The organism is Streptomyces sp. BPTC-684, from assembly GCF_030028635.1.
Classification (GTDB): Bacteria; Actinomycetota; Actinomycetes; order Streptomycetales; family Streptomycetaceae; genus Streptomyces; species Streptomyces noboritoensis.
In genome coordinates, this window is sequence record NZ_CP124863.1 from 6,801,506 (window position 1) to 6,826,273 (window position 24,768).

At 68.9% G+C, this 24,768-nt stretch carries 22 protein-coding genes and 1 riboswitch; of the genes, 10 read left to right on the top strand and 12 right to left on the bottom strand.

The window, feature by feature from the left end:
* The first annotated feature begins 106 nt into the window (after window positions 1-106).
* Window positions 107-188, top strand: a riboswitch (cobalamin riboswitch).
* A 130-nt stretch (window positions 189-318) separates the two neighbouring features.
* From QIY60_RS30505 to QIY60_RS30515, 3 genes are read left to right on the top strand one after another with little or no spacing between them, the layout of a single operon-like run.
* Entirely contained in the window at window positions 319-1,374 is a 1,056-nt protein-coding gene (locus QIY60_RS30505; RefSeq protein WP_283145397.1) for an iron ABC transporter permease, read from the top strand.
* Window positions 1,375-1,376: 2 nt separating this feature from the next.
* Window positions 1,377-2,144 carry an ABC transporter ATP-binding protein gene (locus QIY60_RS30510; protein WP_283145398.1) on the top strand — a complete coding sequence of 256 codons (768 nt, stop codon included), beginning with the start codon at window positions 1,377-1,379 and terminating at the stop codon, window positions 2,142-2,144.
* Window positions 2,145-2,175: 31 nt separating this feature from the next.
* On the top strand, window positions 2,176-3,183 hold the full coding sequence (locus QIY60_RS30515) for an ABC transporter substrate-binding protein (protein ID WP_283145399.1): 1,008 nt from the start codon (window positions 2,176-2,178) through the stop codon (window positions 3,181-3,183).
* Between the two features lie 210 nt (window positions 3,184-3,393).
* Here QIY60_RS30515 and QIY60_RS30520 read toward each other — a convergent pair whose 3' ends face one another.
* Window positions 3,394-4,296 (bottom strand): RICIN domain-containing protein, encoded by a 903-nt coding sequence (locus QIY60_RS30520; protein ID WP_283145400.1) that lies wholly within the window; start codon window positions 4,294-4,296, stop codon window positions 3,394-3,396.
* Window positions 4,297-4,690: 394 nt separating this feature from the next.
* Between QIY60_RS30520 and QIY60_RS30525 the strand changes: the two genes are divergently transcribed.
* The gene (locus QIY60_RS30525; RefSeq protein ID WP_283145401.1) at window positions 4,691-6,658 is read left to right on the top strand and encodes a glycoside hydrolase family 3 protein; all 1,968 of its coding nucleotides are present in this window, start codon (window positions 4,691-4,693) and stop codon (window positions 6,656-6,658) included.
* Window positions 6,659-6,891: 233 nt separating this feature from the next.
* On the opposite strand, the gene QIY60_RS30530 is transcribed toward QIY60_RS30525, so the two are convergent.
* The 6 genes from QIY60_RS30530 to QIY60_RS30555 all read right to left on the bottom strand — a co-directional run bounded on the left by QIY60_RS30530 (window position 6,892) and on the right by QIY60_RS30555 (window position 14,165).
* On the bottom strand, window positions 6,892-8,271 hold the full coding sequence (locus QIY60_RS30530; RefSeq protein WP_283145402.1) for an NtaA/DmoA family FMN-dependent monooxygenase: 1,380 nt from the start codon (window positions 8,269-8,271) through the stop codon (window positions 6,892-6,894).
* Between the two features lie 18 nt (window positions 8,272-8,289).
* Window positions 8,290-9,504, bottom strand: coding sequence for an LLM class flavin-dependent oxidoreductase (locus QIY60_RS30535; RefSeq protein ID WP_283145403.1), 1,215 nt, complete (start codon window positions 9,502-9,504; stop codon window positions 8,290-8,292).
* Window positions 9,505-9,666: 162 nt separating this feature from the next.
* A complete protein-coding gene (locus tag QIY60_RS30540; protein WP_283145404.1) occupies window positions 9,667-10,392 on the bottom strand; it encodes a GNAT family N-acetyltransferase in 726 nt (241 codons plus the stop codon).
* Between the two features lie 31 nt (window positions 10,393-10,423).
* Window positions 10,424-11,449, bottom strand: a complete 1,026-nt coding sequence (locus QIY60_RS30545) for an ABC transporter substrate-binding protein (RefSeq protein WP_283146124.1) — start codon at window positions 11,447-11,449, stop codon at window positions 10,424-10,426.
* Between the two features lie 263 nt (window positions 11,450-11,712).
* Window positions 11,713-12,714, bottom strand: a complete 1,002-nt coding sequence (locus QIY60_RS30550; RefSeq protein WP_283145405.1) for an amino acid ABC transporter permease — start codon at window positions 12,712-12,714, stop codon at window positions 11,713-11,715.
* A gap of 626 nt (window positions 12,715-13,340) precedes the next feature.
* Entirely contained in the window at window positions 13,341-14,165 is an 825-nt protein-coding gene (locus QIY60_RS30555) for a helix-turn-helix transcriptional regulator (RefSeq protein WP_283145406.1), read from the bottom strand.
* A gap of 167 nt (window positions 14,166-14,332) precedes the next feature.
* Between QIY60_RS30555 and QIY60_RS30560 the strand changes: the two genes are divergently transcribed.
* Entirely contained in the window at window positions 14,333-14,980 is a 648-nt protein-coding gene (locus tag QIY60_RS30560) for a PASTA domain-containing protein (protein WP_283145407.1), read from the top strand.
* A gap of 87 nt (window positions 14,981-15,067) precedes the next feature.
* On the opposite strand, the gene QIY60_RS30565 is transcribed toward QIY60_RS30560, so the two are convergent.
* Entirely contained in the window at window positions 15,068-16,207 is a 1,140-nt protein-coding gene (locus QIY60_RS30565; RefSeq protein ID WP_283145408.1) for an alkene reductase, read from the bottom strand.
* Between the two features lie 65 nt (window positions 16,208-16,272).
* Between QIY60_RS30565 and QIY60_RS30570 the strand changes: the two genes are divergently transcribed.
* Window positions 16,273-16,683, top strand: a complete 411-nt coding sequence (locus tag QIY60_RS30570) for a MerR family transcriptional regulator (RefSeq protein WP_283145409.1) — start codon at window positions 16,273-16,275, stop codon at window positions 16,681-16,683.
* A 347-nt stretch (window positions 16,684-17,030) separates the two neighbouring features.
* On the opposite strand, the gene QIY60_RS30575 is transcribed toward QIY60_RS30570, so the two are convergent.
* Window positions 17,031-17,444: a hypothetical protein gene (locus QIY60_RS30575; protein WP_283145410.1), complete on the bottom strand. Its 414-nt coding sequence runs from the start codon at window positions 17,442-17,444 to the stop codon at window positions 17,031-17,033.
* A gap of 93 nt (window positions 17,445-17,537) precedes the next feature.
* Between QIY60_RS30575 and QIY60_RS30580 the strand changes: the two genes are divergently transcribed.
* From QIY60_RS30580 to QIY60_RS30590, 3 genes are all read left to right on the top strand, one after another.
* Window positions 17,538-18,011 carry a hypothetical protein gene (locus QIY60_RS30580; protein ID WP_283145411.1) on the top strand — a complete coding sequence of 158 codons (474 nt, stop codon included), beginning with the start codon at window positions 17,538-17,540 and terminating at the stop codon, window positions 18,009-18,011.
* Between the two features lie 312 nt (window positions 18,012-18,323).
* On the top strand, window positions 18,324-18,896 hold the full coding sequence (locus tag QIY60_RS30585; RefSeq protein ID WP_283145412.1) for a sigma-70 family RNA polymerase sigma factor: 573 nt from the start codon (window positions 18,324-18,326) through the stop codon (window positions 18,894-18,896).
* Window positions 18,897-19,015: 119 nt separating this feature from the next.
* Entirely contained in the window at window positions 19,016-19,459 is a 444-nt protein-coding gene (locus QIY60_RS30590) for a hypothetical protein (protein WP_283145413.1), read from the top strand.
* 899 nt (window positions 19,460-20,358) lie between these two features.
* Here QIY60_RS30590 and QIY60_RS30595 read toward each other — a convergent pair.
* On the bottom strand, window positions 20,359-20,865 hold the full coding sequence (locus QIY60_RS30595; RefSeq protein ID WP_283145414.1) for a hypothetical protein: 507 nt from the start codon (window positions 20,863-20,865) through the stop codon (window positions 20,359-20,361).
* Window positions 20,866-21,151: 286 nt separating this feature from the next.
* Window positions 21,152-21,370, bottom strand: coding sequence for a hypothetical protein (locus QIY60_RS30600; RefSeq protein ID WP_283145415.1), 219 nt, complete (start codon window positions 21,368-21,370; stop codon window positions 21,152-21,154).
* 271 nt (window positions 21,371-21,641) lie between these two features.
* Between QIY60_RS30600 and QIY60_RS30605 the strand changes: the two genes are divergently transcribed.
* Window positions 21,642-22,067, top strand: a complete 426-nt coding sequence (locus tag QIY60_RS30605; protein WP_283145416.1) for a DUF3592 domain-containing protein — start codon at window positions 21,642-21,644, stop codon at window positions 22,065-22,067.
* 162 nt (window positions 22,068-22,229) lie between these two features.
* On the opposite strand, the gene QIY60_RS30610 is transcribed toward QIY60_RS30605, so the two are convergent.
* On the bottom strand, window positions 22,230-24,572 hold the full coding sequence (locus tag QIY60_RS30610; protein ID WP_283145417.1) for a DUF4157 domain-containing protein: 2,343 nt from the start codon (window positions 24,570-24,572) through the stop codon (window positions 22,230-22,232).
* Between the last annotated feature and the right edge of the window lie 196 nt (window positions 24,573-24,768).

Consider the following 24,768-nt stretch of genomic DNA (forward strand, 5'->3'; position numbering starts at 1 on the left):
CGCCGGGCTCGTACTCATGCGCTGCCGCACGGCCGGCAACCGGAGTCGTCAGCGTACGGCAAACACGCTGAGGGCGCCGTTTGTTACGCTCCACTCGTCTCCCGCGGGGGAAGTCCGGTGAGATCCCGGCGCTGACCCGCAACGGTGTGCACGGCTGTCCGACGGTCGCCGTGCGAGCCCGATCGCCCGTGGGGGGCCTGCGACCCGTTGACTGCTCGCCGTGGACTGCGAGAGGGGACCGCGCGGTCGGCACGGCCGTACGGGCTGTCTCCTGCTCGATGTCCAGCCGGTGGGCCCAGGTGAAGGACGGTCCCCACCGTGCGCCGAAGTACGGCCCCCAGCCGGATACCCGTGCTGCCGCTCAGCCTCGGCTTGGGACTGCTGCTCCTGCTGTCGCTCGTCTGCGGCGTCGGGCTCGGGGCCGCCGAAGTCGGCTGGGACGACGTGCCCCGTTTCCTGTGGGCCGGAATCACCGGCGGAACCGTGTCGGCGGGCGACGCGGCCGCGTACACCATCGTCTGGGAGATCCGCCTGCCAAGAGTGCTGCTCGGCGCGGTCGTCGGGGCGGGGCTCGCGGCCGTCGGTGTGGCCGTGCAGGCGATGGTCCGCAACGCGCTGGCGGATCCGTTCGTCCTGGGCATCTCCTCCGGCGCCGCGGTGGGAGCCAACGCCGTCATCCTGCTGGGGGCGTTCGCGGGACTCGGGGTGTGGGCGCTGTCGGTCTCGGCGTTCGCCTCGGCGCTCGCGGCCATGGCGCTGGTGTACGCCGTGGCCCGCTCACCCCGTGGGCTGACTCCACTGCGGCTGATCCTGACGGGTACGGCGCTGGCGTACGGATTCGAGGCCCTCACCACGGTCATGGTGTTCGGTGCGGCCCGGGGCGAGGCCGCCCGGTCGGCGATGATGTGGCTGCTGGGCAGTCTGGGCGGAGCGACCTGGGCGCAGGTGCCGATCGCCGCGGTGACCGTTGCGGCCGGGTGGCTCTGGCTGCGGTGGCGGGCGGAAGCGCTCAACGCGCTCGCCATGGGGGACGAGACCTCGGCCGCACTCGGTGTGCCGCCCTCGCGGCTGCGCCGGGAGTTGTTCCTCGTCACCGCGGCTGTCACCGGGACCGTCGTCGCGGTCAGCGGAGCCATCGGGTTCGTCGGACTGATGGTGCCGCACGTCGTACGCATGCTGGTGGGCGCGGACCACCGGCGGGTGTTGGCGGTGGCTCCCTTCGCGGGAGCGGTGCTGCTCGTGTGGGCGGATGTGCTGTCCCGGCTGCTGCTCGCCCCGGCCGAGCTGCCCGTGGGCGTCATCACGGCAGTGGTCGGCGTTCCCGCGTTCATCCTGCTGATGCGGCGCGGTGGCTATGCCTTCGGAGGTGGCTGAACGTGCGGATCGACATCGACGGTGTGACGGTCGAGGCCGCCCGCACCCGGCTGGTCGACGACGTTCGACTCACCGCGGACAGCGGGGCGTTCGTCGGGCTCGTCGGCCCGAACGGCAGTGGCAAGTCGACGCTGCTGCGCAGTGTGTACCGGGCGCTGCGGCCCACCGGGGGAGTGGTCCGGCTGGACGGCGACGATCTGCACGCCATGGATCCACGGGCCGCCGCCCGGGTGCTGGCCGCGCTCCCGCAGGAGTCGTCCGCCGACTTCGACTTCACCGTGGCCGAGGTGGTCGCCATGGGGCGGCTGCCGCACCGTGGGCGTACGGCCGCCTCGGACCGCGAGATCTGCGCCCGGGCCATGGAGCGCACCGGTGTCGCCCACCTTGCCGACCGAGGCCTCCTCAGCCTGTCCGGCGGAGAGAAGCAGCGGGTCCTCATCGCCCGCGCCCTCGCCCAGCAACCGCAGGTGCTCGTGCTCGACGAGCCCACCAATCACCTGGACATCGCCCACCAGCTGGACGTCCTCTCCCTCGTCCGCGACAGCGGTGTGACCGTGTTGGCCGCGCTGCACGACCTCAACCTCGCCGCGGCCCACTGCGACCTCCTGTACGTCATCGACGGGGGCCGGATCGTCGCCTCCGGTCCTCCGCACGACGTCCTCCAACCCGAGCTGCTCGCCCGGACGTTCGGCGTCCGCGCGCATCCCGTACGGCATCCCGTCACGGGCGCCGTCCAGCTCCTGTTCGACCTGCTCCCGCCCACCACGTAAGACCACCGCGTGAAACCACCTAAGGACGCCCATGCGCAAGCTGCTCGCCGCCGCCCTCTGCCTCGTCGTGACCACCGGTTGCGGTGCGACGGTCGAGCGGTCCGAGTCCGAGGACGCCAAGTCCGCGGCGGTCACCCTCACCAACTGCGGCCGCGAGGTGACGTACGACAAGGTTCCCGAGCGGGTGGTGACCAACGACGTCGGCATCACCGAACTGATGCTGGCCCTGGGGCTTGAGGACCGTATGGCCGGGTTCGCCATGCCCGACGACAAGGGAGACCTGAGGGACGTGCCGTGGAAGGACGGTTACGACAAGGTCAAGTGGCTCTCGAAGGACCAGCTCACCAAGGAGAACGTCCTCGACGCCCGCGCCGACCTCGTCTTCGCCGGCTGGAGCTACGGTTTCCGCGAGGAAGGCGGCTTCACCCCCGAGGCCTTGGGGAAGCTCGGCATCCCTTCGTACATCCTCACGGAGTCCTGCCGCAACAGTCGTACGAAGACGTCGCGGGGCATCATGCCGCCCCTGGACGCCCTGTATGCCGACCTGACCAACCTGGGCAAGCTGTTCGGCGTCGAGAAGCGGGCCGCCGCGCTGATCACCGACTTCAAGAAGCGCATCGCTGACGTACGGGCGAAGGCCCCCAAGGGTGCCGACCGTCCCACGGTCTTCCTCTACGACAGTGGCCGCGACCAGCCCTTCACCTCCGGCCGCTACGCCGCCCCGGAGCAGATCATCACCGAGTCCGGCGGCGTCAACGTCATGCACGATGTGGCGGACTCGTGGACCACGGTCGGCTGGGAGAGCGTCGTCGAGCGCAACCCCGACGTGATCGTCGTCTGCGACTACGGTGATGTGAGCGCCGAGGAGAAGAAGAAGTTCCTCCTGTCCTACCCTCCGCTGCGGGACGTCTCCGCGGTCAAGAACCGGCGCATCTTCACGCTCGACTACGTCGACCTGGTCGAGAGCCCCCGCAACCCGTCGGCGATCGCGCGCTTCGGTGCGTATCTGCGGACCGTGGCCGGGGGTGGAGCGTCATAGGGGTTTATAGCGCCCGTTGCCCTGTGGCGCTACGGCTCCGGCACACACAGCGGCGGGCAGCACGCCGAGGACACCTACTGGGTACGACTCCCGTACTGCAACGGCCCGGTCCTTGTCGCGATGCTCCGGCGCACGCCGCGGCGCCGGGCGCCGCGGCGTGCGTGCTCACCCGCGGCGTGTGCCGCCGCGGGCATGCTTGACGGCTCTGGATCAGCCGACGAAGTCCTGCGCCCACCAGTAGTTGCCGTTGGCGTCGACCGTGACGCCGACGCCGGTGTACTTGACGGCGTCGCCCAGGATGTTCTTCTCGTGCAGCGGTTCCCTGATCCAGGCGTCGACGACCGAAGCGGCGTCCTTCCACATGCCGGGCGCGCCGGCCGCGTTCTCGGTGGCACTGCTGATCGGGTGGGAGTAGCCGTACTTGCGGAGCGAGTCGAACACCCCCGCGAAGGTCCAGTGGCCCTGCTGGCCGCGGCGGGCCTGCTCGTCCGCCTCGTCCTGTGCGGTGCGGGCCACGGCGTCGTCGTACTGGAGCGCCGCCTTGCCGTGCTGCACACGGTAGTTGTTGACGAGGTCGAACACCTGCCGCTGCAGTGCGGCGGGCGGATTCTGGCCCTGGTCGCCGCCCCACTTCCACACCTGGGAGGCCGTGAAGTTGCAGGTGTAGATCTGCACCGGGGTGCTGTCGGCGGTGTTTCCGCCGGGGACGTCCAGGCACTTGTTGGACTGCGGGTTGATGAGCACGTCGCCCTGGTAGCGGACCCACTTCTGCGCTCCGCTGCCGTTGCAGTCCCACAGCTGTACGGGAGTGCGGTCGACGGTGCCGCTGGACGCGACGTCCAGGCACTTGCCGAACGCGGTCACCGTCGCACCGACCTCGCCGGGCTGCTCGGTGTAGGTCCATCTCTGGGACGCGGTGCCGTTGCAGCCGTAGACCTGCACGGGGGTGCCGTTGCCGGTGTTCCCGCCGCGGACGTCGAGGCACTTGCCCCCGAGCCCGACGACCTGGCCGGTCAGCTGCGCCGCCTGCGCCGTGGCCGGAACGGCGGCGATGCCCATCGCGGCGACGGCCAGCGTCCCCCATATGTGCGACTTCTTGAGTGCCAGTGTCATGACAGTCAGTCCTTGCCCTCGCATCCGCGGCCCGGGCGCGTCACCAGGGCCGTTCAATGTCGTCGAGGACGCTATGGACGGGCTCTCAATATCGACTAAACGCCGTCTAAGCGGTTTTGGTGAAGTCATCTGCAGACACAGACCACTTGACTTCACAAGATGAACGCGTGCGCACTGCTTGACAGCCAATCAGCCCCACTGGCTTCATGTGTTGCAGTGTGAGTGTGCCTGTCCGGAAGGAGCCGAAGCGGTCGCTGCCCGTGAGGGGAGCGCTCCCGACCCGTCCGACCCTCGCCAGACCGTACGGCGGTCAGCGCCTTGACAAGGCCGCCCGGCTCCAGCACCGCAGCCCGGCCGCTCGGAGCGGGGCGGCCATGTCCCAAGGAGCATCGACGTGAGACATCAGCTCTTTCACGGCGGCCTGCCGCGCCGACTCACCACCGGACGACGGACGGCGGGGATCCTCCTGGCCGCCGCCGCGCTGGTCGCCACGGCGGTCCCGGTCTCCTCGGCCCTGGCCGAGCCCGGCTCCACGGCCGAAGCCCGGCACAGCCGTACGCCGCCCTACCTCAACCCCAAGGTGCCCACGGCGCAGCGCGTCTCCGATCTGCTCGGGCGCATGACACCGGCGGAGAAGATCGGCCAGATGACCCAGGCCGAACGCGGATCGGTCGACGCCGATCCCACGCGGATCACCGACCTCAACCTGGGCTCACTGCTGTCGGGCGGCGGATCCACTCCGGCGTCCAACACCCCCGCGGCATGGGCGGACATGGTCGACGGCTACCAGGCGCACGCGCTCGCGACCCGTCTGCACATCCCGTTGCTCTACGGGGTCGACTCCGTCCACGGGCACGGCAACCTGGTCGGCGCTACGATCTTTCCCCACAACATCGGCATGGGCGCCACGCGCGATCCCCAACTGGTCGCCGAGGAAGCGCACATCACGGCGACCGAGACCCGGGCCACCGGACCGCAGTGGGTCTTCGCGCCGTGCGTGTGCGTGGCCCGCGACGACCGCTGGGGCCGTACGTACGAGAGCTTCGGTGAAGATCCCGCCCTGGTCCAGCGGATGGAAAGCGCCATCGACGGCTTCCAGGGCACCCGTACGAAGGACCTCGCCCGGCCCGACCACGTGCTGGCCACGGTCAAGCACTACGCCGGGGACGGCGACACCACCTACGGCACCTCCACCACCAACACCTACACCCTCGATCAGGGCGTCACGCGCACCAGCCGTCAGCGCTTCGGCGCCGTCGACCTGGCGCCTTACGTCACCGCCGTGCAGGTCCACCACGTCGGAAGCGTCATGCCGTCGTACTCGTCCGTCCAGTGGACCGACGTGCCCGGCAGCACACCGGTCAAGATGAGCGCCAGCAAGGAACTCCTCACCGACGTGCTGAAGCGGAAGATCGGCTTCGACGGGTTCCTCATCAGTGACTGGGACGCCGTCACCCAACTCCCCGGCGACTTCGCCACCCAGGTCCGCACATCCGTCAACGCGGGCATGGACATGTTCATGCAGCCGTACAACGCCCCCCGGTTCGAGCAGACGCTCGCCGCCGAGGTCCAGGCCGGACGCGTCCCGATGGCGCGCATCGACGACGCGGTGTCGCGCATACTGCGCGCCAAGTTCGAGCTCGGTCTGTTCGAACACCCCTACACCAACCGGGCCAACATCGACACCGTCGGATCGCCCGCCCACCGCGCCGTCGCCCGCCGAGCCGTCGCCGAATCCCAGGTCCTGCTCAAGAACGACGGGCACACCCTGCCGCTGAAGCCCTCCCAGCGCATCTACGTCGCCGGAGTCAACGCCGACGACCTCGGCAACCAGGCCGGCGGCTGGACCGTGAGCTGGCAGGGCCAGTCCGGCAACAACGCCTTCCCCGGCACCACGATCCTGCAGGGCATCCAGCACCAGGCGAAGGACGTCACCTACAGCGCCGACGCCACCGCGCCCACCACCGGCCACGACGTCGGCATCGTCGTCGTCGGCGAGACCCCCTACGCGGAAGGCGTCGGCGACGTCGGCAACGGCGGCCACACCCTGAACCTCTCCGCGAAGGACCAGGCGAACATCGACCGCGTCTGCTCCGCGATCAGGACGTGCCTGGTCCTCGACGTCGCGGGCCGCCCGCAGATCATCACCGACCAACTGCCCAAGGCGGACGCCTTCGTCATGTCCTGGCTCCCCGGCAGCGAGGGCGACGGCGTCGCCGACGTCCTGTTCGGCAAGCGCCCCTTCACCGGGAAGCTCCCCGTCACCTGGCCCCGCAGCGAGGCCCAGGAACCGATCAACATCGGCGACGCCCACTACGACCCGCTGTTCCCCTACGGATACGGGCTCACCGCCACGCGCTGACCCCTCCGCGACGCGACGGGCGTGCGGCTAGGGTGGGTCCGGTGGGTCCGGTGGGTCCGGTGGGTCCGGTCGGTCTCGGCCCGGGGCGCGGTTTCGGTGCTGGTGAGCGGGGGTCTGGTGCGTCCAGCTGCAAGGCGGAGGAGGGCGTCGACGCGGAGCGTCGGCAACCGACGACAACGCCGCAGATGGGCGTGCCAGACCCCCGCGTGCCGACCGGACCCACCGGACAGGCCCTAGGCACTCCTGGCCGCACGCCCCTCGCGCCCGTCGTCGGGGTGGGCCAGGCCGAGGTGGTCGCGCAGCGTGGTGCCCGTGTACTCCGTCCGGTAGACGCCGCGTTCCTGGAGCAGCGGGACGACCCGGTCGGCGAACGGGTCGAGGCCGCCCGGGGTGATGTGCGGGACCAGGATGAAGCCGTCGGCGGCGTCGGCCTGGACGAAGTCGTTGATGGTGTCGGCGACGGTGGCCGGGGAGCCGACGAAGTTCTGCCGGTTGCCGGTCTCGATGACCAGGTCGCGGATCGACCACTTGTTGGCGGCCGCGAGCTCGCGCCACTCGCGGGCGGTGGCCAGTGGATCGCGGTACATCCTCACCTGGGCCCGGCCGCGGGCGACGGTGTGCTCGCCCAGGTCGGGGTCGATGTCGGGGAGCGGGCCGTCCGGGTCGTACGCCGACAGGTCACGGTTCCAGACGAACTCCAGGTGCTTGATGGCCGTGGCCCCGCTCACCTGCAGGCGGCGCACCTCCCGGGCCAGTTCCTCCGCCTCGGCGTCGGTGTCGCCGAGGACGAAGCTCGCGGCGGGCAGGATCAGCAGTTGGTCGCGCTCGCGGCCGTAGCGGGCCAGGCGTCCCTTGACGTCGGCGTAGAAGGCCTGGCCCTGCTCCCGGGCGGCGTACCGGCTGAAGATGGCGTCCGCGCTCGACGCGGCGAACTCGCGTCCCTCGTCGGAGTCACCCGCCTGGAAGATCACCGGGCGGCCCTGCGGGCTGCGCGGGACGTTGAACTGCCCCTGGATGTCGAAGTGCGGGCCCCGGTGCGCGAAGGCCCCGGCCCGCGCGTCACGCAGGAAGGCGCCGGTCGCGCGGTCCGCGACGATCTCGTCCCCGTGCCACGAGTCGAAGAGTTCGTTGGCGGTGGACAGGAACTCCTTGGCACGCGAGTAGCGCTCCTGCTGCGGGAGGAAGCCGCCGCGCCGGAAGTTCTCACCGGTGAAGGCGTCCCACGAGGTGACCACGTTCCAGGCGGCGCGGCCCCCCGAGAGGTGGTCGAGGGTGGCGAACTGGCGGGCCACCTCGTACGGCTCGTTGAAGGTGGAGTTGATGGTGCCGGTCAGGCCGAGGTGCTCGGTGACGGCGGCCAGTGCGGTGAGGACGGTGAAGGTGTCCGGGCGGCCCACGACGTCCAAGTCGTATATCTTGCCGCCCTGTTCGCGCAGCCGCAGCCCCTCGGCGAGGAAGAGGAAGTCGAACTTGCCGCGTTCGGCGGTGCGGGCGAAGTGGGCGAAGGAGCTGAAGTCGATGTGGCTGCCGGCCTCGGGGGCGCTCCACACGGTGGTGTTGTTGACACCGGGGAAGTGGGCCGCGAGGTGGATCTGCTTGAGCGGCTTGCTCATGGTGGAAGTCCTTGGGGCTCAGACGGTCGTGGGGGCGGCGTAGCGGCTGGCGGGACGGGGGAGTCCGAGCAGCCCGCGCAGGGTGTCGGCCTCGTAGGCGGCCCTGAAGGCGCCGCGGCGCTGGAGTTCGGGCACCAGCTCGCGGGTGATGGCCGGGAGGTCGTGGCCGATGACGGCGGGCCGCAGCCGGAACCCGCTCAGTCCCGCTTCTTGCCACTCCTGCAGGAGATCGGCGAGTTCGACCGGAGTGCCGGTGAAGATCAGGGCATCGCTGGTGTACGGAAGGCCGGCGAGGGCGTCCAGGCGTTCCCGCCGGGCCTGGGCGGCGCCGGGTTCGTCGTCCAGGAAGACCACCAGGTCACCGAAGATGTGCAGGGCCTGTTCGGCGCGGTCCGCCGCCGTCTGCTCGGTACGGATCTCCTCGACGATGGCGCGGGCCTGGGCACGGTCGTGCGGGGTGACGTATCCGATGTCGGCGGCCCGGGCCACCAGCCGGTAGGGCACGGTGGCGTGGGCCAGGGCGCTGACGACCGGCTGTCCCTGGGGCGGACGGGGCGTGATCGAGGGGCCCTTGACGCTGAAGTGCTCGCCCGTGAAGTCGATGTAGTGCAGCTTGTCGCGGTCGACGAAGCGGCCGGTGGCCACATCGCGTATCTCCGCGTCGTCCTCCCAGCTGTCCCAGAGCCTGCGCACGACCTCGACGTAGTCGGCCGCCTCGTCGAACAGGCTGCGCACCACCTGCTGAGCGGCGGGCGTGTTGTAGCCCCCTGGGGGCAGCGGCGGGACGGTCCGGCGTCCGAAGTGCGCCGCCTCGTTCGGGCGCGGGGCGATCTGTACGCGCAGACCCGCGCGGCCCGTGCTCACATAGTCGAGCGTGGCGATCGCCTTGGAGATGTGGAAGGGCTCGGTGTGCGTGGCCACCACCGTCGGCACCACGCCGATGCGGCGGGTCAGCGGGGCGACCCGAGCGGCGATGAGGACGGCGTCCAGGCGGCCCCGGACCTGGTCGGTGCGCTCGTCGGGCTCGGTGAGGTGCGAGGACTGAAGGCCGAGCGCGTCCTCGATGGTGACGAAGTCGAGCAGACCGCGCTCGGCCTCGGTGACGAGATCGGTCCAGTAGGCGGCGGTCAACAGCTCGCGGGGACGGGCGACCGGCTCGCGCCAGGCGGCCGGGTGCCAGCCCGCGCCGTCGAGGGCGGCGGCGAGGTGCAGGGGCGGGAGTGATGTGGACACGAGGATAAACGCCTTCCTGATGAGCCTTGCGGGAGAGCCGCACCCGTGCGGAGAGTGCGGCTGCGAGAACGACAGGTCAGGCGCGACAGAGCGCGCCGGCGACCCGCAGCAGGTCGATGTGCCGGCGGGAGTACAGGTGGAGGCGGCTGGGCGCGGTGGCTTTCATCGTGCGGTGGGCGGTGTCCGCACGAGCGCGAACCACGTACGGCGGCGCAGGGTGAAACCGATCGACTCGTAGAGCCGGATCGCCTCGGTGTTGCTCGCGGCGGCGTGGAGGAAAGGGGTGTCGCCGCGCTCCCGGACGGCCGCCGCGACCGCGCGGACCAGCCGTGTCGCCAGACCCCGGCCGCGGTGGTCCGGGTGGGTGCACACGGCGCTGATCTCGGTCCAGCCCGGCGGGCGCAGGCGTTCGCCCGCCAGCGCGATCAGTCGGCCGCGGTCCCGGATGCCGAGGTAGGTGCCGAGTTCGATGGTGCGGGGCAGGAAGGGGCCCGGCCGGGTGAGGGCGATCAGATTGAGGATCTCGGGTACGTCGGCGGGGCCGAGCCGCACCGCTTCGGGCGCGGGTTCGGAGTGCAGCGCGGTGCCCACCAGCTGGACGCCCTCGCCGCTGCGCTCGACCTCCCAGCCGGCGGGCACGGTCCGTACCGCGTGGACCTGGGTGACGGTGCCGGGGCCGACCAGGCGGGCCAGGTCGTCCCAGGCGCGTGGATCGGCGGGGTCCTCCAGGGCGGTGAACGGGCAGACGTCCGTGGGGTAGCGGACGGCCCGGCCGACGCGCTCGGCGAGACCGGTGTGTGCGCCCGTCAGCGAAGCCCAGGCGGGACTGTCCAGGACGTGGGATCGCGTCGGGTGCGGGGGCGGGGTGTGGTGAACGCTGGTCGACATGGCGCTGCGGAGTCCTCTGGGCCGGTGGGTGTCAGGAGTTGTCGAGCGGCAGGCCCGGCGGGTTGACCCGGGAGGTGGTGACGGCCTCGTTGGAGAGGTTCCAGGCGGCGAGCCACTTGGCGTACTGGCCGTTCTCGATCAGGTGGTTGATCGCCTCTGCGACCGGCTCGGCGAGCCCGCTGTCCTTCTTCGCGGTGGCCGCGATGAGGCCCTGAAGAGTCGCGCCCGCGCCGGAGGACTTGCCCGCGTTACGCGTCGGGTCGGGGGTCTTCGCGGTCTGGCCGACGTGGTACGAAATACCGGGGTTGGGGCCGAAGTAGGCGTCGATCTTCCTGCTGGACAAGGCCAGGGCCGTGGCGTTGTTGTCCTGGTAGTACTTGACGGTGAGCTTCTTGCCCTCCCGCTCCAGTTTCGCCTTCCACTCCAGCAGGATCTTCTCCTGGTTGGTTCCGGCACCCACCGCGACGGTCCGGCCGGCCAGGTTCTCGAAGTCGCCGCCGAACTCCCAGGTGCTCTTCTTCAGCACCTCGAAGGCGAGGTTGTCCTGCCGGTAGGAGGCGAACTCGTACTTCTTCTTGCGCTCCTCGGTGTCGGTGACGTTGGAGAAGGCCACGTCGACCTTGCCGCTGTCGATGCCGACGAACAGGTTCTCCCAGGTCGAGTTCTTCACCTCCGGTTTCAGTCCGAGGACCGCGGCGACCAGCCGGCCGAGGTCGGGTTCGGCGCCGGTGAGGGTCCTCTGGTCCTGGCCCACGTACTCCAGCGGCGGGGACCCCGCGGGCAGCGCGCCGACACCGATCACCAAGGTGCCGTTCTTCGCCACCGACTTGGGCAGCTTGGCGCTGATCGACTTCACCTCGGACACCTTCAGTACGGTCTCCTTGGCGGCGCCGTTGGAGAGCGCGCCGACGGTGACCGTCCCGGCCGGTGCGCTGACGGGGTTGGTGGCGGCGTCACTGTCGCCGCCGCACGCGGAGAGCCCGGCGGCGAGGGAGGCGACGGCCGTGGACACGGTGACGCCGCGGATGAGTCTGCTGCGGAGAGCGAGGGTGCGCATGGGTGTCCATACCTTTCGTTGTGGCTGGACGGGACCGCGAGGTCGTCTGCTGGGACGGCACAACGGAACGACGAAGGAGGGTCCGGTGCCCGAGCTGTGGGCGGGGACGGGCGCGGGCAAGTGCGGAAAGAGGTTGAAGTTCTGGAACACGAAGCCGACCCGGGCGCGCTGCGCGAGGATGGCCCGCTCGCTCAGTTCCCTGAGCCGCTCGCCTGCGGCGGGACGTGAGTCGAGCGCCGTGGCGGCGTCCGTCGCCTCGCCGCTCATGTCGCCGTCTCCCTTTGGACGCGGGCGCGCAGCTCGCGCAGAGCCGTCCACACCTTCTGCAACGGGGTCGGCGGCAGGGTGCGCAGCGCGCCCCGCGAGTAGTGCCGCTCGACGTAGAACTGGATGACGGACACGATGCTGGTAAGGATCAGATACCAGGTGGTGGCGACCAGGAGCAGGGGCACGATGTCGCCGGGGTAGGTCGCGCCCATGCTCTGCACCGAACCGAACAGGTCGAGCAACGAGACGTAGAAGACCAGAGAGGTGGCCTTGACCAGGCCGATCAGCTGGTTGACGTAGTTCGGGGTGATGGAGCGCAGCGCCTGCGGGAACATGATCCTCGCGAACTGGTACCGCTTCGGCAGTCCCAGCGCGCAGGCCGCCTCGTGCTGGCCCTGGTCGACGGAGAGCAGGCCGCCGCGCACCACCTCGGAGGCGTACGCGGCCTCGTTCAGGCTCAGTCCGACGACCGCGACGACCATGTCGGTGGCGAGGCGGGACTCGTCGAAGGTGAAGAAGGCCGGACCGAACGGCACCCCCACACTCAGCGTCTGGTAGAGCGCACTGAAGTTGTACAGGAACAGCAGGACCACGATCAGCGGCACCGACCGGAACAGCCAGGTGTAGAGCCAGCTGAGCGAGCGCAGCACCGGGCTCGGGGAGAGCCTGGCCAGCGCCAGCAGGACACCGCCCAGCAGCCCCAACACCGCGCTGTACGCGGTGACTTCCAGCGTGATGAGCAGCCCGTCGAGGATCACCGGACGCAGGAACCAGTACGCGAACCGGTCCCACTGGTAGAAGGGGTTGGTCACCAGTCCGTGGAGGATCTGCGCGACCAGCACCAGCACGACGGCCGTGACGATCCAGCGACCGGGATGCCGGAGCGGAAGGACCCGCTGCGCCGCCGGGGTTTTCGGCGCGGTGGGTGCGTCGGGGCGGGGCATCGCCTCGGGTGGTGCTGATCCGGAGGACACGGCGATGCCGGGAGGTTCACTCATGGAGGGCTCCAGCGGATTCGGACAGCCCGGACCGTGGGAACAACGGCATCGAGCCGAGCGGGAACGGCTCGGTACGAGGCGACGCGCGGTCGCACGGGGAACGGGGCCGGGCAGGGAAGGACCGCACCGCAAAAGCGGTGGCCGTCAAAGGACTCAGAAGGCCAGGAGGCTCATGAAGCCAGAAGGCTGCAAAAGGCCGTCAGGCCTGGCAGAGGGCGCGACAAGTGCCCGTACACAGCGCGCTGTTGACGCGGAGCAGATCGACGGAGCGGTCCGCGCACAGCAGGACGCAGTCGAGGCGCCGCCATGCGGCCGTCCCGTCAGCTGCGTACATCGCTGTCACCATCACATCTCCGGTTTTGGTGCATCCAGTCCTGTGCCGCAACTTAGGCATGAGGCCAAAGGAATGTCAATGCGAGGGGCCACCGACTGAGACCACACGGTCGGCTGTCTGGACGGCCCTTGACGGCGTCACGCGCCACACCGGGACCGGCCTGGACGGTCACAATTGTCGGCGCCCGCGCCACGAGTTGGCCCCGGAACCGCCCCGGACAACCGACAGGAAGCCCGGCTCCGGCCGATGAGGCCGACCGCGCGTGCATCCTCTCGGGAGTCGGCGAGTTCGATCAACCCTGCTCGTGCGGTACTTCGGAGTGCTGGCACGGACCAGACACTCTCTCCGGGAACGCGCGGGTGACCGCGGCCATGCGGTTGGAGACCTGCAGCCGTCGGTAGGCGTTCTCCAAGTGCTTGCGTACGGTTCCTTCGGACACGCCCAGGCGGCGGGCGATCTGGACGTTGGTGTGACCCGCGGCGAGCAGGTGCAGCAGTTGCCACTGCCGGGGCGTGAGCCGGGGAGCAGGGTGTCGGCGCCGTTCGGCGTCCAGGTATGCCTCGTACAGGTGCGGCCGCAGCAACGTGAGCAGCGCGCGGTCGCGCTCGGAGAAGTCCGGGCCGGGCCCGCGGAACAGGAACATCCGCAAGGTCCGGCCGGGGCCGCTGGTCCCCGGCGCTCCGGCGGGCATGCAGAGCATGAGCTCGTGCTCGATCCCCAGCGGCCGGTAGTAGTCGGTGTACATGCCGGTGCTGTGCCATTGCCTGGCTGAGTAGAAGTCTGCGATCGTCACGACACTGCGCAGGTCGCCGCTGCGGTCGGGGTAACTGCAGGGCCGGCAATCCCAGTAGTGTTCCCAGTGCGTCGAGTCGGCGGCCTCATCGGGCGTCTCGTCGCCATCAGGGCCGACCTGTGTCAGCCACCACGCCTGCCGGTGACTGTCGAAGCCCGCGACGGTCAGTTCGTCACAGCGGATCTGGCCCATCAGGTCACTGAGCAAAGACGGCGGCAGTCCCCGCGCCGGCCCGTCGGTGCGTTTCTCGGTGACGATCCCCGCCAAGGTGCGCAGATCCAGGTCGCTGACCGATAACGAGCTCCCCATCAGGTCCCCCTGCATCCGAAGGCGGATCTCAGGTTACTCGGCTGCCGCGGTCCGCGGCATACGCAGACCCTCGTATGGTGGCTGGGCCGCGGGGCCGCCCATGCTGAGCGTGACCGACCGTGACGCGGGAAACAGGGCCTGTACCCGCTCACATCTGGACCGGCCCGAGGGGGAAGGCAATCATGCGAGTCCGCAACAAGATCTTCGGAGGGTTGCTCGCGGGGGCCTTGGCCACCGTCCTGAACGTGGCGGGGGCGGGAGCCGGCAACGCTGCCCAGCCGGCTTCCGCGCCCGTCACACCCGTCGGAGCGGGCGCGCACACGGCGTCCGTGCCGACGCGTGCCGCCGTCGCAGCAGCCACACCGCTGGTGTTCGACGTCAACGGCACGTTCACCGACGGGGGATCAGCGCGGCCGGTGATTTCGGACGTCAACGACATCCTGACGGTGGACATGTCCTCCCAGCACCGTCCGACCGCCACCGGTGTCGTGATCAACAGCGACACCATCCTGGTCACTTTCCCCGACGACGCCACCTACACCGCGAAGCTGCAGGCGCCGAACACCATCAGGTGGTCCAACGGTTCGACCTGGCAGAAGCTCAACCTGGTGCGGGTGCCGGACGTGCGCGATGAGACCCAGACCGTAGCCAAGTCGATCCTGAACTCCGCGGGCTTCGCCGTCGGTACCGTGACCACGGTCGTCGATCGGACGTGCAATCACAACAAGACCGTCTCCGATCAGACCCCGGGCGCCGGCACGTCGGCCGTCCCGGGAACCGCGGTGGACCTCACGATCGGACTGCTGCCACCGAAGGGGCAGTGTCAGTGAGTTGCCAGTAATGAACCGGCGGTCCGCACGGACAGCAACTCGCGACGGGTGACCCGGGTGCTGTAGGCGGCCTCTGGCTCGCGACGGTCACGTTCCGACGAGTTCGGGCGTCTCGGCTCGGTGCTCGACGGCGGCCAGCACCGGATAGTCGGTGTACCCGGTCTCACCGCCCGTGTACATCAGGCCCCGGTCTCGAACCGGGTTGAGCGGTGCGTCGATGCGCAGCCGTTCGACGAGGTCGGGGTTGGCGAGGAACGGTCGGCCGAGTGAGATCAGGTCGGCTCCCGCGGCGAGCAGCCGCTCGCCCTCGTGCTTTCCGCCGTCGGCCGGCAACGGCTTCCCCCACCCGAGGACCGGATTGGCGATCAGCGTGCCCGGCCAGGTCTTGCGGATCTCCTGGAAGAGGGGCTGGTCCGGATCGGCGAAGACGACGTGCAGGTAGGCAAGGCCGGCATCGGCCAGGGCGGCGATGAGCGCCGGGTAGATGTCCTCGGTGTCGCCCTCGTCTATGCCGTTGACGGTGAGTCCGGGCGCGATCCGCACACCTACCCGCTCCGGGCCGATCGCGTCGGCGACGGCTCGGACCACCTCGACCGTGAACCGGATGCGGCCGGCCACCGAGCCGCCGTAGGCGTCGGTACGGTGGTTGGTTCCCCGTGCCAGGAACTGGTGCAGGAGGTAGCCGTTGGCGCTGTGCACCTCCACCCCGGCAAAGCCCGCGTCGATGGCGTTGCGGGCAGCGGCCGCGAAGTCGGCCACGGTGGAGCGGATCTCGTCGATGGTCATCTCACGCGGCACGACGGAGGGCTGGTGCCCGCCGGGGGTGAAGATCGTGTCCGGGAGCGGGACCGGCGAGGGCGCAACCGGCGTCAGCCCGCTGTTGTCGGGGTGGCCGACCCGGCCACCGTGCTGCAACTGCAGGAACATCCGGCCGCCCGCAGCGCGCACGGAGTCGGTGACACCTCGCCATCCGGCCACGTGTGCCTCGTTGTGGATCGCGGTGATGTTGGGGTAGGTCTGTCCCACGGCGTTCGGTGTGGAGGCCTCGGCGATGATCAGCCCCGCGGAGGCACGCTGGGCGTAATAGGTGGCCATGATCGGTTGCGGGACACCGTCGGCCCCGGCGCGGTTGCGGGTCATCGGCGCCATCACCAGGCGGTTGGGCAGGTGCAGGGTGCCGAGGCGGGTGGGTTCGAAGAGGCGGGAGCCAACTGGTGTGTTCGTCATGCCGGTACGGTAGAACTTGACATCAGTGTCAGGTTCAAGTCCTGGGTCGACATGCGAGGTGGGGAATGCGGATCGGTGAACTGGCTCGGCGCAGTGGGGTGAGCGAGCGTTCGCTGCGCTATTACGAGACGCAGGGGCTGCTGAGGGCCGAGCGTACTCCGGGTGGCCAACGGCACTACGGCGAGTGGGCGGTCGACCGGGTCATCCGCATCCAGGCACTCTACGCCGCGGGGCTGAACAGCAAGAAGATCGCGCAGTTGCTCCCTTGCATGCGTGACGAGGACGGCGCCCCGAACGAGATCGCCACGCCACGGCTGGTCGACGACCTCACTGCGGAACGGGACCGCATCAATCGAATGATCACCGACCTGATCCGCTCCCGCGACGTCCTGGAGGAAGTCATCGCCACGGCCTCGACCGGAGTGCATGCCTCCGCCATCTCCCGCGCCGACACGGTCGGGGCCGCCCGCGGATAGCGGTCCGATTGGCGGAGGCTACGCGCAGTCCCCGAGACCGTCTGACGATCACGCGCGGGTACTGCGGGAGCTCATAGAGGTCACCCGAGATGACCCTGACCACCCAGGCAGGCCAGCGGCGAGTCGGGGCGAGGCAGCATGTGCGAACTATCTCAATTCGGGGTAATAGCCCTGCTGGTATGGGCTCAGCTGGGAGATGACGAGCTGACCCGAGCCCCGGCAGATCGGGCAGACGCGTTCCCTGTGGCATGCGCGGCAGTTGGCCCGTCCGCGTGCCTGGTCGGGCAGCCAGCCGCGTCCGCCGCCCCCGGGGCACGCGCCCAAGCCATCGCACTCGTAACAGAGCACTATCCGGACGTGACCATCTCGGGCGTGCATACCGGCTCCGGCCACGGGAACTCTTGCGGCGAGCGCAGGGCCAGCGTCGGCGTCTGCCCGCTGAACATCACGGCGGACGTATCGTGGCCCACGCGGATTTCGATGCTGCTGCCGTCATGGCGGCTGGTGAGCACGCTCCAGCGCTTCGCGCCGTCGCCGTCCTGCGACGCTGTGACTTTCCAGCCTGCCGAGCTGAGCAGGGCGGCTGCGCGGGACGTGAGGTCGGCGGCGCCGACGCTTGCGGGACGCTCCCCGCGGAACAGGGCCGCGTAGTGGTGGCGGAGCGGTTCGTGCCAGTGGAGTCCGCTGGAGTCCGCCCGCGTTGTTGTGGCACGGTCTGCCTGGCCAAGATCGGATCCGGTCGGCGGGAGGTGGCCTGTCACGCTGAAGGTTCCCTTGCGGTTCGAGGCGTCGCGTCGGCGGGTGAGACCTGAGGGGCGGCACGCAATCCTGCGAAACGACGAGACGAGGACGGTATGTCACCGGCAGAGACGCAGGCCGCGATCCGTGCGCAGTTGCTACGGCACTTCACCGCCACGCTCCGGGCGCTGCCCGCCGAACTGGCCCTGGCGCTACGGCATCCAGACCTCCCCACGGCGACGTTTCACCGCGGTGTCAACCTGCCCTGGGACCCGAACGATCCCGACAGCCTCCTGGAGTGCTTCGACATCAGGTACTGGGTGCTCGGAACCACACCCGATACCTCTGACCGGTACTTCGACCTGGTGATGCGCGCCTGGACTGATCAAGGCTGGGTGACGCGGAGCGATCGGAACTCGCGCCCGCGCAGTGGTTACACACAGACACCCGAAGGCTATGGGCTCTCCCTCACGCAGAGCGTGAACGGATACCTCAGCATGTCCGGGGCGACACCACCCTTCGCCCCCGACTCGGCCGCAGGAGACCCACTCCCGGTCCGGATCGACTGCTCATCCGAACCGCTGGACTGAGCACCGCACCCCACCGGCTGATGCGGTCGCTGCGGTCACGTACGCCGCTGGCGGCGCCACCACCCGCCCCGGGGGACAGGGAAAGGCCCCTTTCGTCTTCGTTGGGGGCTCGGCCTGTGGCCTGCGGTGATGTGTTTCCTCAAAAAATCTTGGCCCGGGCGGCCATGAAACCCGTGCCGGTGCGCACTACCTAGCTGCCAGGGCAGCGGCGGCGTCGCTGGAAGGGGTTCGTGCTTCACCCGGGTGTTCCGGTCCTTGGCGCTGTCGCTACTAGCGCGGGTTACACCTCGCAGACGTTTGAAAGGAACGCCCATGGCAGCGCAACGCACCGAACCGGGCGATATGCCTGGTTCACGTGTGAGGGTGCCGACAAAGAGCGGCCCAGCGCCTTACAAGTGGGGAGAGGAGGAGACCGCGGGCGCCTTCGTCGAGCACCTGACCGTTGTTGCGGCACGACGGCTTGAGGACATCGACAAGTGCCGTGAGCTGGGGCAGGAGTCCTACAAGCTGCTCGGTGAGGCCCTTGAGCGGGGCGTCACCATCACGACGAACGAGCGGGCGTACGCAGTCGGGATCCTGTACCACCTGATCAACGCCCATCTGCGGGAGCAATACCACCTCAGTGATGAGGAGCCCCCGGAACGGGTCGTGTTCGTCGATCTCGGAGCGTCCGTCGAGTTCGAGGAGACCCTCTCTCTCGTACGGAGGGTGCTGACGCCCAATCAGTACGCCTGCTACGTCCTCCACTACATCGACGACCTCGCCGCGCCGGACATCGCCGAAGTGCTCGGCCTCCCCGTCGAGAAGGTCCACGGCTACCTCCACCGCGCCCGCGCGGCCCTGAGGCAGCCGGCGGTGAAGGAACTGCTCGACCCCCAGGTATGAGAGCCCTAGTTCGGCTTGGGGATCACGGCCCGCGGTGTGTGACAGCCGCTGCGCGCCGCGGATCGTGATCCCTTTGCGGGGCCTAGGGGCCTCAACACCGAAGACCAGGGAGAGAATCCGTGTCAGATCTGCACACACTGCTCCTGGAGCAGATCCGGGAGAGGGACGCGCGCGTCCGTGATGCGCTTGCAGCCTCGCGAACTGATCCTTCAGGGCCGCCCCCTCCTGAAGACGACTCCGTCGAGAACCTGGGGGGCTCCGACAACGTGAGCGAGCAGGATGAAGAGACCCAATCGGGCAGTGGTTGGTCGGGCACCGCACCGGTACCGCGTGCACGCAGTGGTTCGGCGATGCGGCGCGAGCTTGTCGCGGTGGTGACGCTCGCCGGAATGGGGGTGGCGGCCGCCATGGCGACGGCGCCAGTCGGTGCAGTGCTTCAGGTGGCGGCACTTCTGGTGCTCCTGTGGGCTGCGACGGTGGCTGTGCTCGTCTGCTGCCACGGCGGTGACCGGCCTCCTCAGGGAAACGGCCGGGGCTGGTTGCCCCGCCAAGTGAACGCCTGACGCCGGCCCGCTGCGCGCCACATCCTTACCCAGGCAGCGGGTCTGAGGGACACCTCGAAGGACGACCATGAGGAGGCCCGGTGATCTGACTACATCTCAGCCGGCAGCACTGTGGCTGCGACCGACTCACACCACGCTTGCCGGGGGCTCGAACACGACCGCATGGGGAGCTGTCGTGTATTGCCTGCCCGAGAGCAGGCGGACAGCAAGGACCAGTGGGCATCGACGCAACATCCGGGGATGACAGCAGGCTGACGATGCCGCGGTCCGTTACGAAGGACACGTCTTGTATGTCGTGACCTGGGGGGAAGTGTGCTGGTGGGTGACGAGCTCGGGGGAGTTGTCACCCACCAGTACGGCAAGAAGTGGATCGCGCCCGCAGCCCGGGTCGGTCCGTCAAGACAGTCATGACCTGATCGAGAGGCCCGTGATCATGAAGACACACACGACCGCAGTCGGCAGTCCGCCCCTGGCGTCCGAGCCGGGTCAGCGTGAGCTGCCGACTATGCCACCCGAGTGCCGTTCCTCGTGTCCCACACGGTCACCTGGTCCTTGTCGCGCGCCAGTTGGAAGGTGCCGTGCCGGGATACGCGGAAGACACTCCATCCCGCCTGCCTGTTTCTCCATGGAGGGTGCCCCTGTGCCTTCGTACCGGCCAGGGCGGGACTGTTGCTCCGCCGGCCGCGGCCCGCTGTAGGCCAAGGCGTTTACGGGTCTATGTTGGCGCATGGCCCATACCGAAAGGCCGGTCCCATCTCTGAGGGACCGGCCTTTCGGTATGTACAACGGTCGGCATGGCCGCCGGGCAGAGGCCCCGCCGGAGCTCTGCGCGCGCCGGATGCAGGCGAGCGGTTCTTGCTGGAGCTGGTAGCCCGGCAGATGCAGCCAAGGGCAAAAGCTCACAGCCGGACCGCGCGCGCCGCCTGACGCTTCTCCAACTGCCGTGAGAGCCACCACGTCAGCTTGAACATGAGTGCCGCCCAGACCAGGCACCCCCCGCCCATTGCCGCGTTCTGGCAGGCCAGAAAGAAGATGCCGGCGGCGATGCCCGCCGGACAAAGAACCGCCGAGCACGCCAGGGCCGCTCGGCGTACCCAGTCGCCCATCAAGGACCGGATCTCGCGGACCATAGTGGCCTGGATGATCGGCGGGGTGCACGCCGTCCAGGCGGCCAGGCGAGCGGCCTTGCGCTCGCGCTCGTGCTTCTGCACGGCCCGGGACGCTTGGGCAAGCGCGCCGGCACCACCAAGGCCCGCTGCGGCCAGCGAGCCGTTCAGCAGGATCAGCCAGTACGCGCCGAACACACCACCGGCCGCCGTCAGTACGTAGCCGAGGATGTACGTACCTTTCAGCAGCACGTCGGTGAAGTATGCGCGCGTCTGCTCACGGACCATCTCAAGGGTCATGGTGTCCTCCGATCACTTTCAGCAACGGGGGCTCAGCCCGGTCGACATGGAAGTGTCGGAAGCGACAGCCTTTGTGGCTGGACGCGCTGTGATTCTTGACGTCGTTCAAACATGGGAGGTGGGGTGCCGGCATGCGGGCGGCTGGGGACAGGAATACGGTGGCCGCCCCCGGTGGCGTGTGGGCCTGTCAGGCGGCCGCACCGGTGTCACCTTGGCCGGTGACAGTAGATGTTGAGCGATTGCCACCGGACCCAGGCATCGGACGTTGAGGTACTTCCAGTCGTTGTCACTGACGCCGGGGCGATGCCGGGGGCACGTCCAGTCCGCTGCCCGCCTCGGCGTCACCGGACAGAGCCTCCAGCGGTGGCAGGGCCGGGTCGAGCGGTACGACGTAGCAGGAGTTGCCGCCGTTGGCGAAGAACCCGTGTAGCGCCTCGGTCAGATGCCCCTCAGCGGCCAGAACGCCGGCCTCCTTCGAGGCAGTGTCGACCAGGGAAGTGAGCAACCGATGGCATCCGCGCCAGGGGCGCCGGAGGCTCAACCCGTCGGCGTGATCCGCGGCAATGCCGGGCTGTGGCAGACGCTTCCCGCTGCGGTGACCAACTCACGCGTCGGCCGACTACCGGTCGACGACGTCCCAAGTGAGTGGAACTGTCACCGTCTGTCGTGGGAAGGGTGAGGAGTCATCGTGCGTGGTCGTCGAGAGAAGCCCCGCCCGAGGATGGTCACTGCGCTCCGGCTGCAACCAATGTCCCAGCTCAGGCGTCGGGCAACACATGGAACGTGAATGGTTTTTCTGTCTCATTCCGCTGACGATCGGCACGGTTTTCCTCTGCTTCGGTGTGTACGGGCTCCGCCGTGCCAAGGCGCTGCGCCGCAATGGTGTCAGTGCCAGGGCGCGGATCGTCCGCCATGACGTCGTGCGCAACGATGACGGTGCCAGGTTCCACTACCCGGTCGCGGCCTGGACGGCCCGGGACGGGCGTACCTGCGAGTACGCGTCCAGATTCGGCCGCGCGCGTGTGGGAAACGGCTTCGGCGTGGGGGCGCACGTCATGGTCCGATACGATCCGCAAGCCCCCGACCGGTTCGCCATCGAGGGCTGGGACACGAGAGGTGTCGACCTGTTGTTCACCGTGCTGGGGGCGGTGTTCACTGTGGGCACCGTGACCGTCCTGGTCGTGCGGCTCCTCACTCTCTGACCGTGGTCGGCTCGCCGCCTGCCGACCGTCGCGATGGGCCGCTGCCGGCTCGACCGGGGTCGCTTCTGGAACGACGCCACCGGCTCCCGGGCGCGCACGCCGGGCAAGGCGTGTGGTTCAGCGCGGGTGGTTCGGACGCCTGGCGCCGAGTCGGCGGGGCCCTTACTTGGTCTTTTTCTTCTTCTTTGTTTTCGGCTTGCTCTTCACGACGACCTCCTCGAATCCCGGCGCATGCGGTATCGCGGTGTCGTCGTGCCGTGACCGACTCGCCTCTCCCGCAGGAGCTTCCAGGTTCTTGAGGAGGATCTCCGTCTCCTGGCGGCGTATGTCGATCTCTCCGTGGATTTCGGTGAGCGACGCGGTCACCTTCGGTAGTTCGCCCAGTTGATGCCTCAGAGCCTTGCGGCCGTCCGGTCCCGGCGCTACGGCCATGTCGGCTGTCTGCATCCGGAAGCTGTTCACCTCAGCCCGTACCTTTTCGATACGGGCGGCGAGTTCGCGCAGCGAGGCGAGCACGTGGTCGGAATCCGCGAAGCGAAGCTTCTCGTCCTCCTGCAGGCGCTTTGTCACTTCGCTGATGCACGCGTCCATCTCCTGAGTGGCCTCCTCGAGCATCGATGTGACGCTGTCGATGCTGGAAAGCAGCTCCCTCTTGACGGTGCCCGGCGCGTGCCGCTGAAGGTCCTTCTCGCGGTCGAGCAAGTTGTACGGGATGCCGAAGTTCTGGGCGATGTCCATCACTTCGTGCAGTGGGTGGTAGGCGAGCCGGCTGGTGTGGTCGTAATCCAGACGCCAGAAGGCGAAGGTCCCCCAGGCCACCGCGCTCAGCTCGTCCAGGCTGCCGCCGACTCTCTGCGCCAGGTGGAGCATGCGCGCCGCGGTGAACGACGAACCCGCCCATACGGGGATGCGGTGCTGTCGGGCGAGGCGGGTGCTCTGCGCGGATTCCCGTCGGGTGGAGGGCTGGGAAACCTCGTCCCCTCCCTGCAGCGGGGTACGTTCCTGGCCCCGGTCCGAGGTCACCGCGGTGCGGTTTCCCTGGTCATCGATCGCCGTGGTGGTCAGTTGATGTTCCGGCTGGTCGTTGACGGTGTTGTTGCCCCAGAAGGGAGCGTTCCAGTCCCGGGGGTGCCCGAAGTACTCCATGAGGTCGTGCAGGACGATCATCTTGTCGCGGAAGGTGAACTTCTCCGGATCCACCAGGACCTTCCACATGCCACCCTTGATGCCTGTACGCAAATTATGCCGGACCTCCTCCGAGATGTCCTTGTTCTCCTGGATCACCCGGTCGAAGTATTTCTGGTAATGGCCGATCTCACGCTGTCCGTCGGGGTCGGGGTAGTCCGAGCGGCCCGACTCCAACTCTCGCCGGACGCCTGCCCACTTGGCCTTCTCCGTATCGGGCGTGCTGCTCTCCTCGCCCAGGACCCAGTGGCGGATCCGTATGCACAGCGTCTCCAGACGGAACTCGACATCGGAATCTTCCTTGACGTGCTGTGCGAGTTCCTTCTCCCGGTGTCGGTTCTCCTTGGATTCGACCCAGCCGAGCAGACCCCGTGCGAAGTCGGTGTACGTGTTGTAGACCCGGCTCTGCTGCTTCGACCCGAAGTCCGGGTGCGACTTCTCGTACCGTATGCCGGGGGTTCCTGCCACCCATTTTCCCAGCTGGGACTTTATGGTGGCCTCGTTCTTCTGGATCGTTGACTTCTCTTCGTCGGACAGGGCGGCCGGGTTGCCTTCCTGATCGGCCTGGCGGAGCAGGAAGGCGAGGAGCTGGTCGAGGTCCTTGTCCTTTCCGGCGGCTTCAGCGATTTCCATGAAGTCGGCGCCACGCCCCCGGCTGTTCACGTTCATGGTGACGGTTCGTTGGACCGTCCCACCGGTGGCTCGCGGCGCCTGCTGTCCGCCGGCGAGCGGTGCAGGGCTCACGCTGTGCGCAGGCTGGTCGGGAGCGGCCGGGTCCGGTAGCGGCTGATCCGTGCCCTCGGCGACGGCTCGCTGGACGGTGGGGGCGGGGCTCGCGTGGGTGGCGAAGGCGTGGCCTTCTGTATCCGCTGTCCGTTCGGAGGGTTGGTCGGGGTCGGTGACGGGTGTCCCGGCACCGTTGTCGATGCCTGTCTCGGGTACGCCCTGGAGGTTGTTGTTGAGGTGGCTGAACTCGTGCCCGATGAGCGCCATGCTGCGGGACCCGGACGGGGGCAGGAAGACGTGGTGGCCGATGGTCATGGCCTCGGCGCCCATGGCCTTGATGGCGCGCTGCGCAACCGGACCGTCATGCAGGCGGGCAGGAGTGAAATCGGTCCCGTAGAACGACTCCGCCTTCGTGCGCAGCGGATCGGGAATCTCACTGCTGGGGGAGTCGATCGCGGCTTTGACCAGAGCGCTCTGAGCCTTCGGATCGCTGTCCTCGATGCCGCCGTGACCGCAGCCGGCGCCGTGGACGTGCCGCTCCTCCTTCAACAGGCGCGCGACAACGCTGTTGCCCACCCGGCCCCGCAGGGCCATGACCTCTGCCGGACCCGTTGGGCCGCGTACCGAACCTCTGGGCGCGAGCGCCGCCGGGCGCGGAGCGGGCCCTTTGCTCCCGGCTTTCTCCCCGGGGTGTTCTTCGTGAACGCGCATGGCCCGTCCCATTCCTGATCGGTTGAAGCGCAGCCCCCATAAGCCATGCACCGCAGTGAAGAGATCAGCGCTCGGCCAC

What these genes read in the sequence shown, in the direction of transcription:
- QIY60_RS30515 (WP_283145399.1), top strand. Translation starts at nt 2,176, where the DNA reads ATGCGCAAGCTGCTCGCCGCCGCCCTCTGCCTCGTCGTGACCACCGGT.
- QIY60_RS30520 (WP_283145400.1), bottom strand. Translation starts at nt 4,296, where the DNA reads ATGACACTGGCACTCAAGAAGTCGCACATATGGGGGACGCTGGCCGTC.
- QIY60_RS30530 (WP_283145402.1), bottom strand. Translation starts at nt 8,271, where the DNA reads ATGAGCAAGCCGCTCAAGCAGATCCACCTCGCGGCCCACTTCCCCGGT.
- QIY60_RS30540 (WP_283145404.1), bottom strand. Translation starts at nt 10,392, where the DNA reads ATGTCGACCAGCGTTCACCACACCCCGCCCCCGCACCCGACGCGATCC.
- QIY60_RS30545 (WP_283146124.1), bottom strand. Translation starts at nt 11,449, where the DNA reads ATGCGCACCCTCGCTCTCCGCAGCAGACTCATCCGCGGCGTCACCGTG.
- QIY60_RS30550 (WP_283145405.1), bottom strand. Translation starts at nt 12,714, where the DNA reads ATGAGTGAACCTCCCGGCATCGCCGTGTCCTCCGGATCAGCACCACCC.
- QIY60_RS30555 (WP_283145406.1), bottom strand. Translation starts at nt 14,165, where the DNA reads ATGCAGGGGGACCTGATGGGGAGCTCGTTATCGGTCAGCGACCTGGAT.
- QIY60_RS30560 (WP_283145407.1), top strand. Translation starts at nt 14,333, where the DNA reads ATGCGAGTCCGCAACAAGATCTTCGGAGGGTTGCTCGCGGGGGCCTTG.
- QIY60_RS30565 (WP_283145408.1), bottom strand. Translation starts at nt 16,207, where the DNA reads ATGACGAACACACCAGTTGGCTCCCGCCTCTTCGAACCCACCCGCCTC.
- QIY60_RS30570 (WP_283145409.1), top strand. Translation starts at nt 16,273, where the DNA reads ATGCGGATCGGTGAACTGGCTCGGCGCAGTGGGGTGAGCGAGCGTTCG.
- QIY60_RS30580 (WP_283145411.1), top strand. Translation starts at nt 17,538, where the DNA reads ATGTCACCGGCAGAGACGCAGGCCGCGATCCGTGCGCAGTTGCTACGG.
- QIY60_RS30585 (WP_283145412.1), top strand. Translation starts at nt 18,324, where the DNA reads ATGGCAGCGCAACGCACCGAACCGGGCGATATGCCTGGTTCACGTGTG.
- QIY60_RS30595 (WP_283145414.1), bottom strand. Translation starts at nt 20,865, where the DNA reads ATGACCCTTGAGATGGTCCGTGAGCAGACGCGCGCATACTTCACCGAC.
- QIY60_RS30605 (WP_283145416.1), top strand. Translation starts at nt 21,642, where the DNA reads ATGGAACGTGAATGGTTTTTCTGTCTCATTCCGCTGACGATCGGCACG.
- QIY60_RS30610 (WP_283145417.1), bottom strand. Translation starts at nt 24,572, where the DNA reads ATGGCCCTGCGGGGCCGGGTGGGCAACAGCGTTGTCGCGCGCCTGTTG.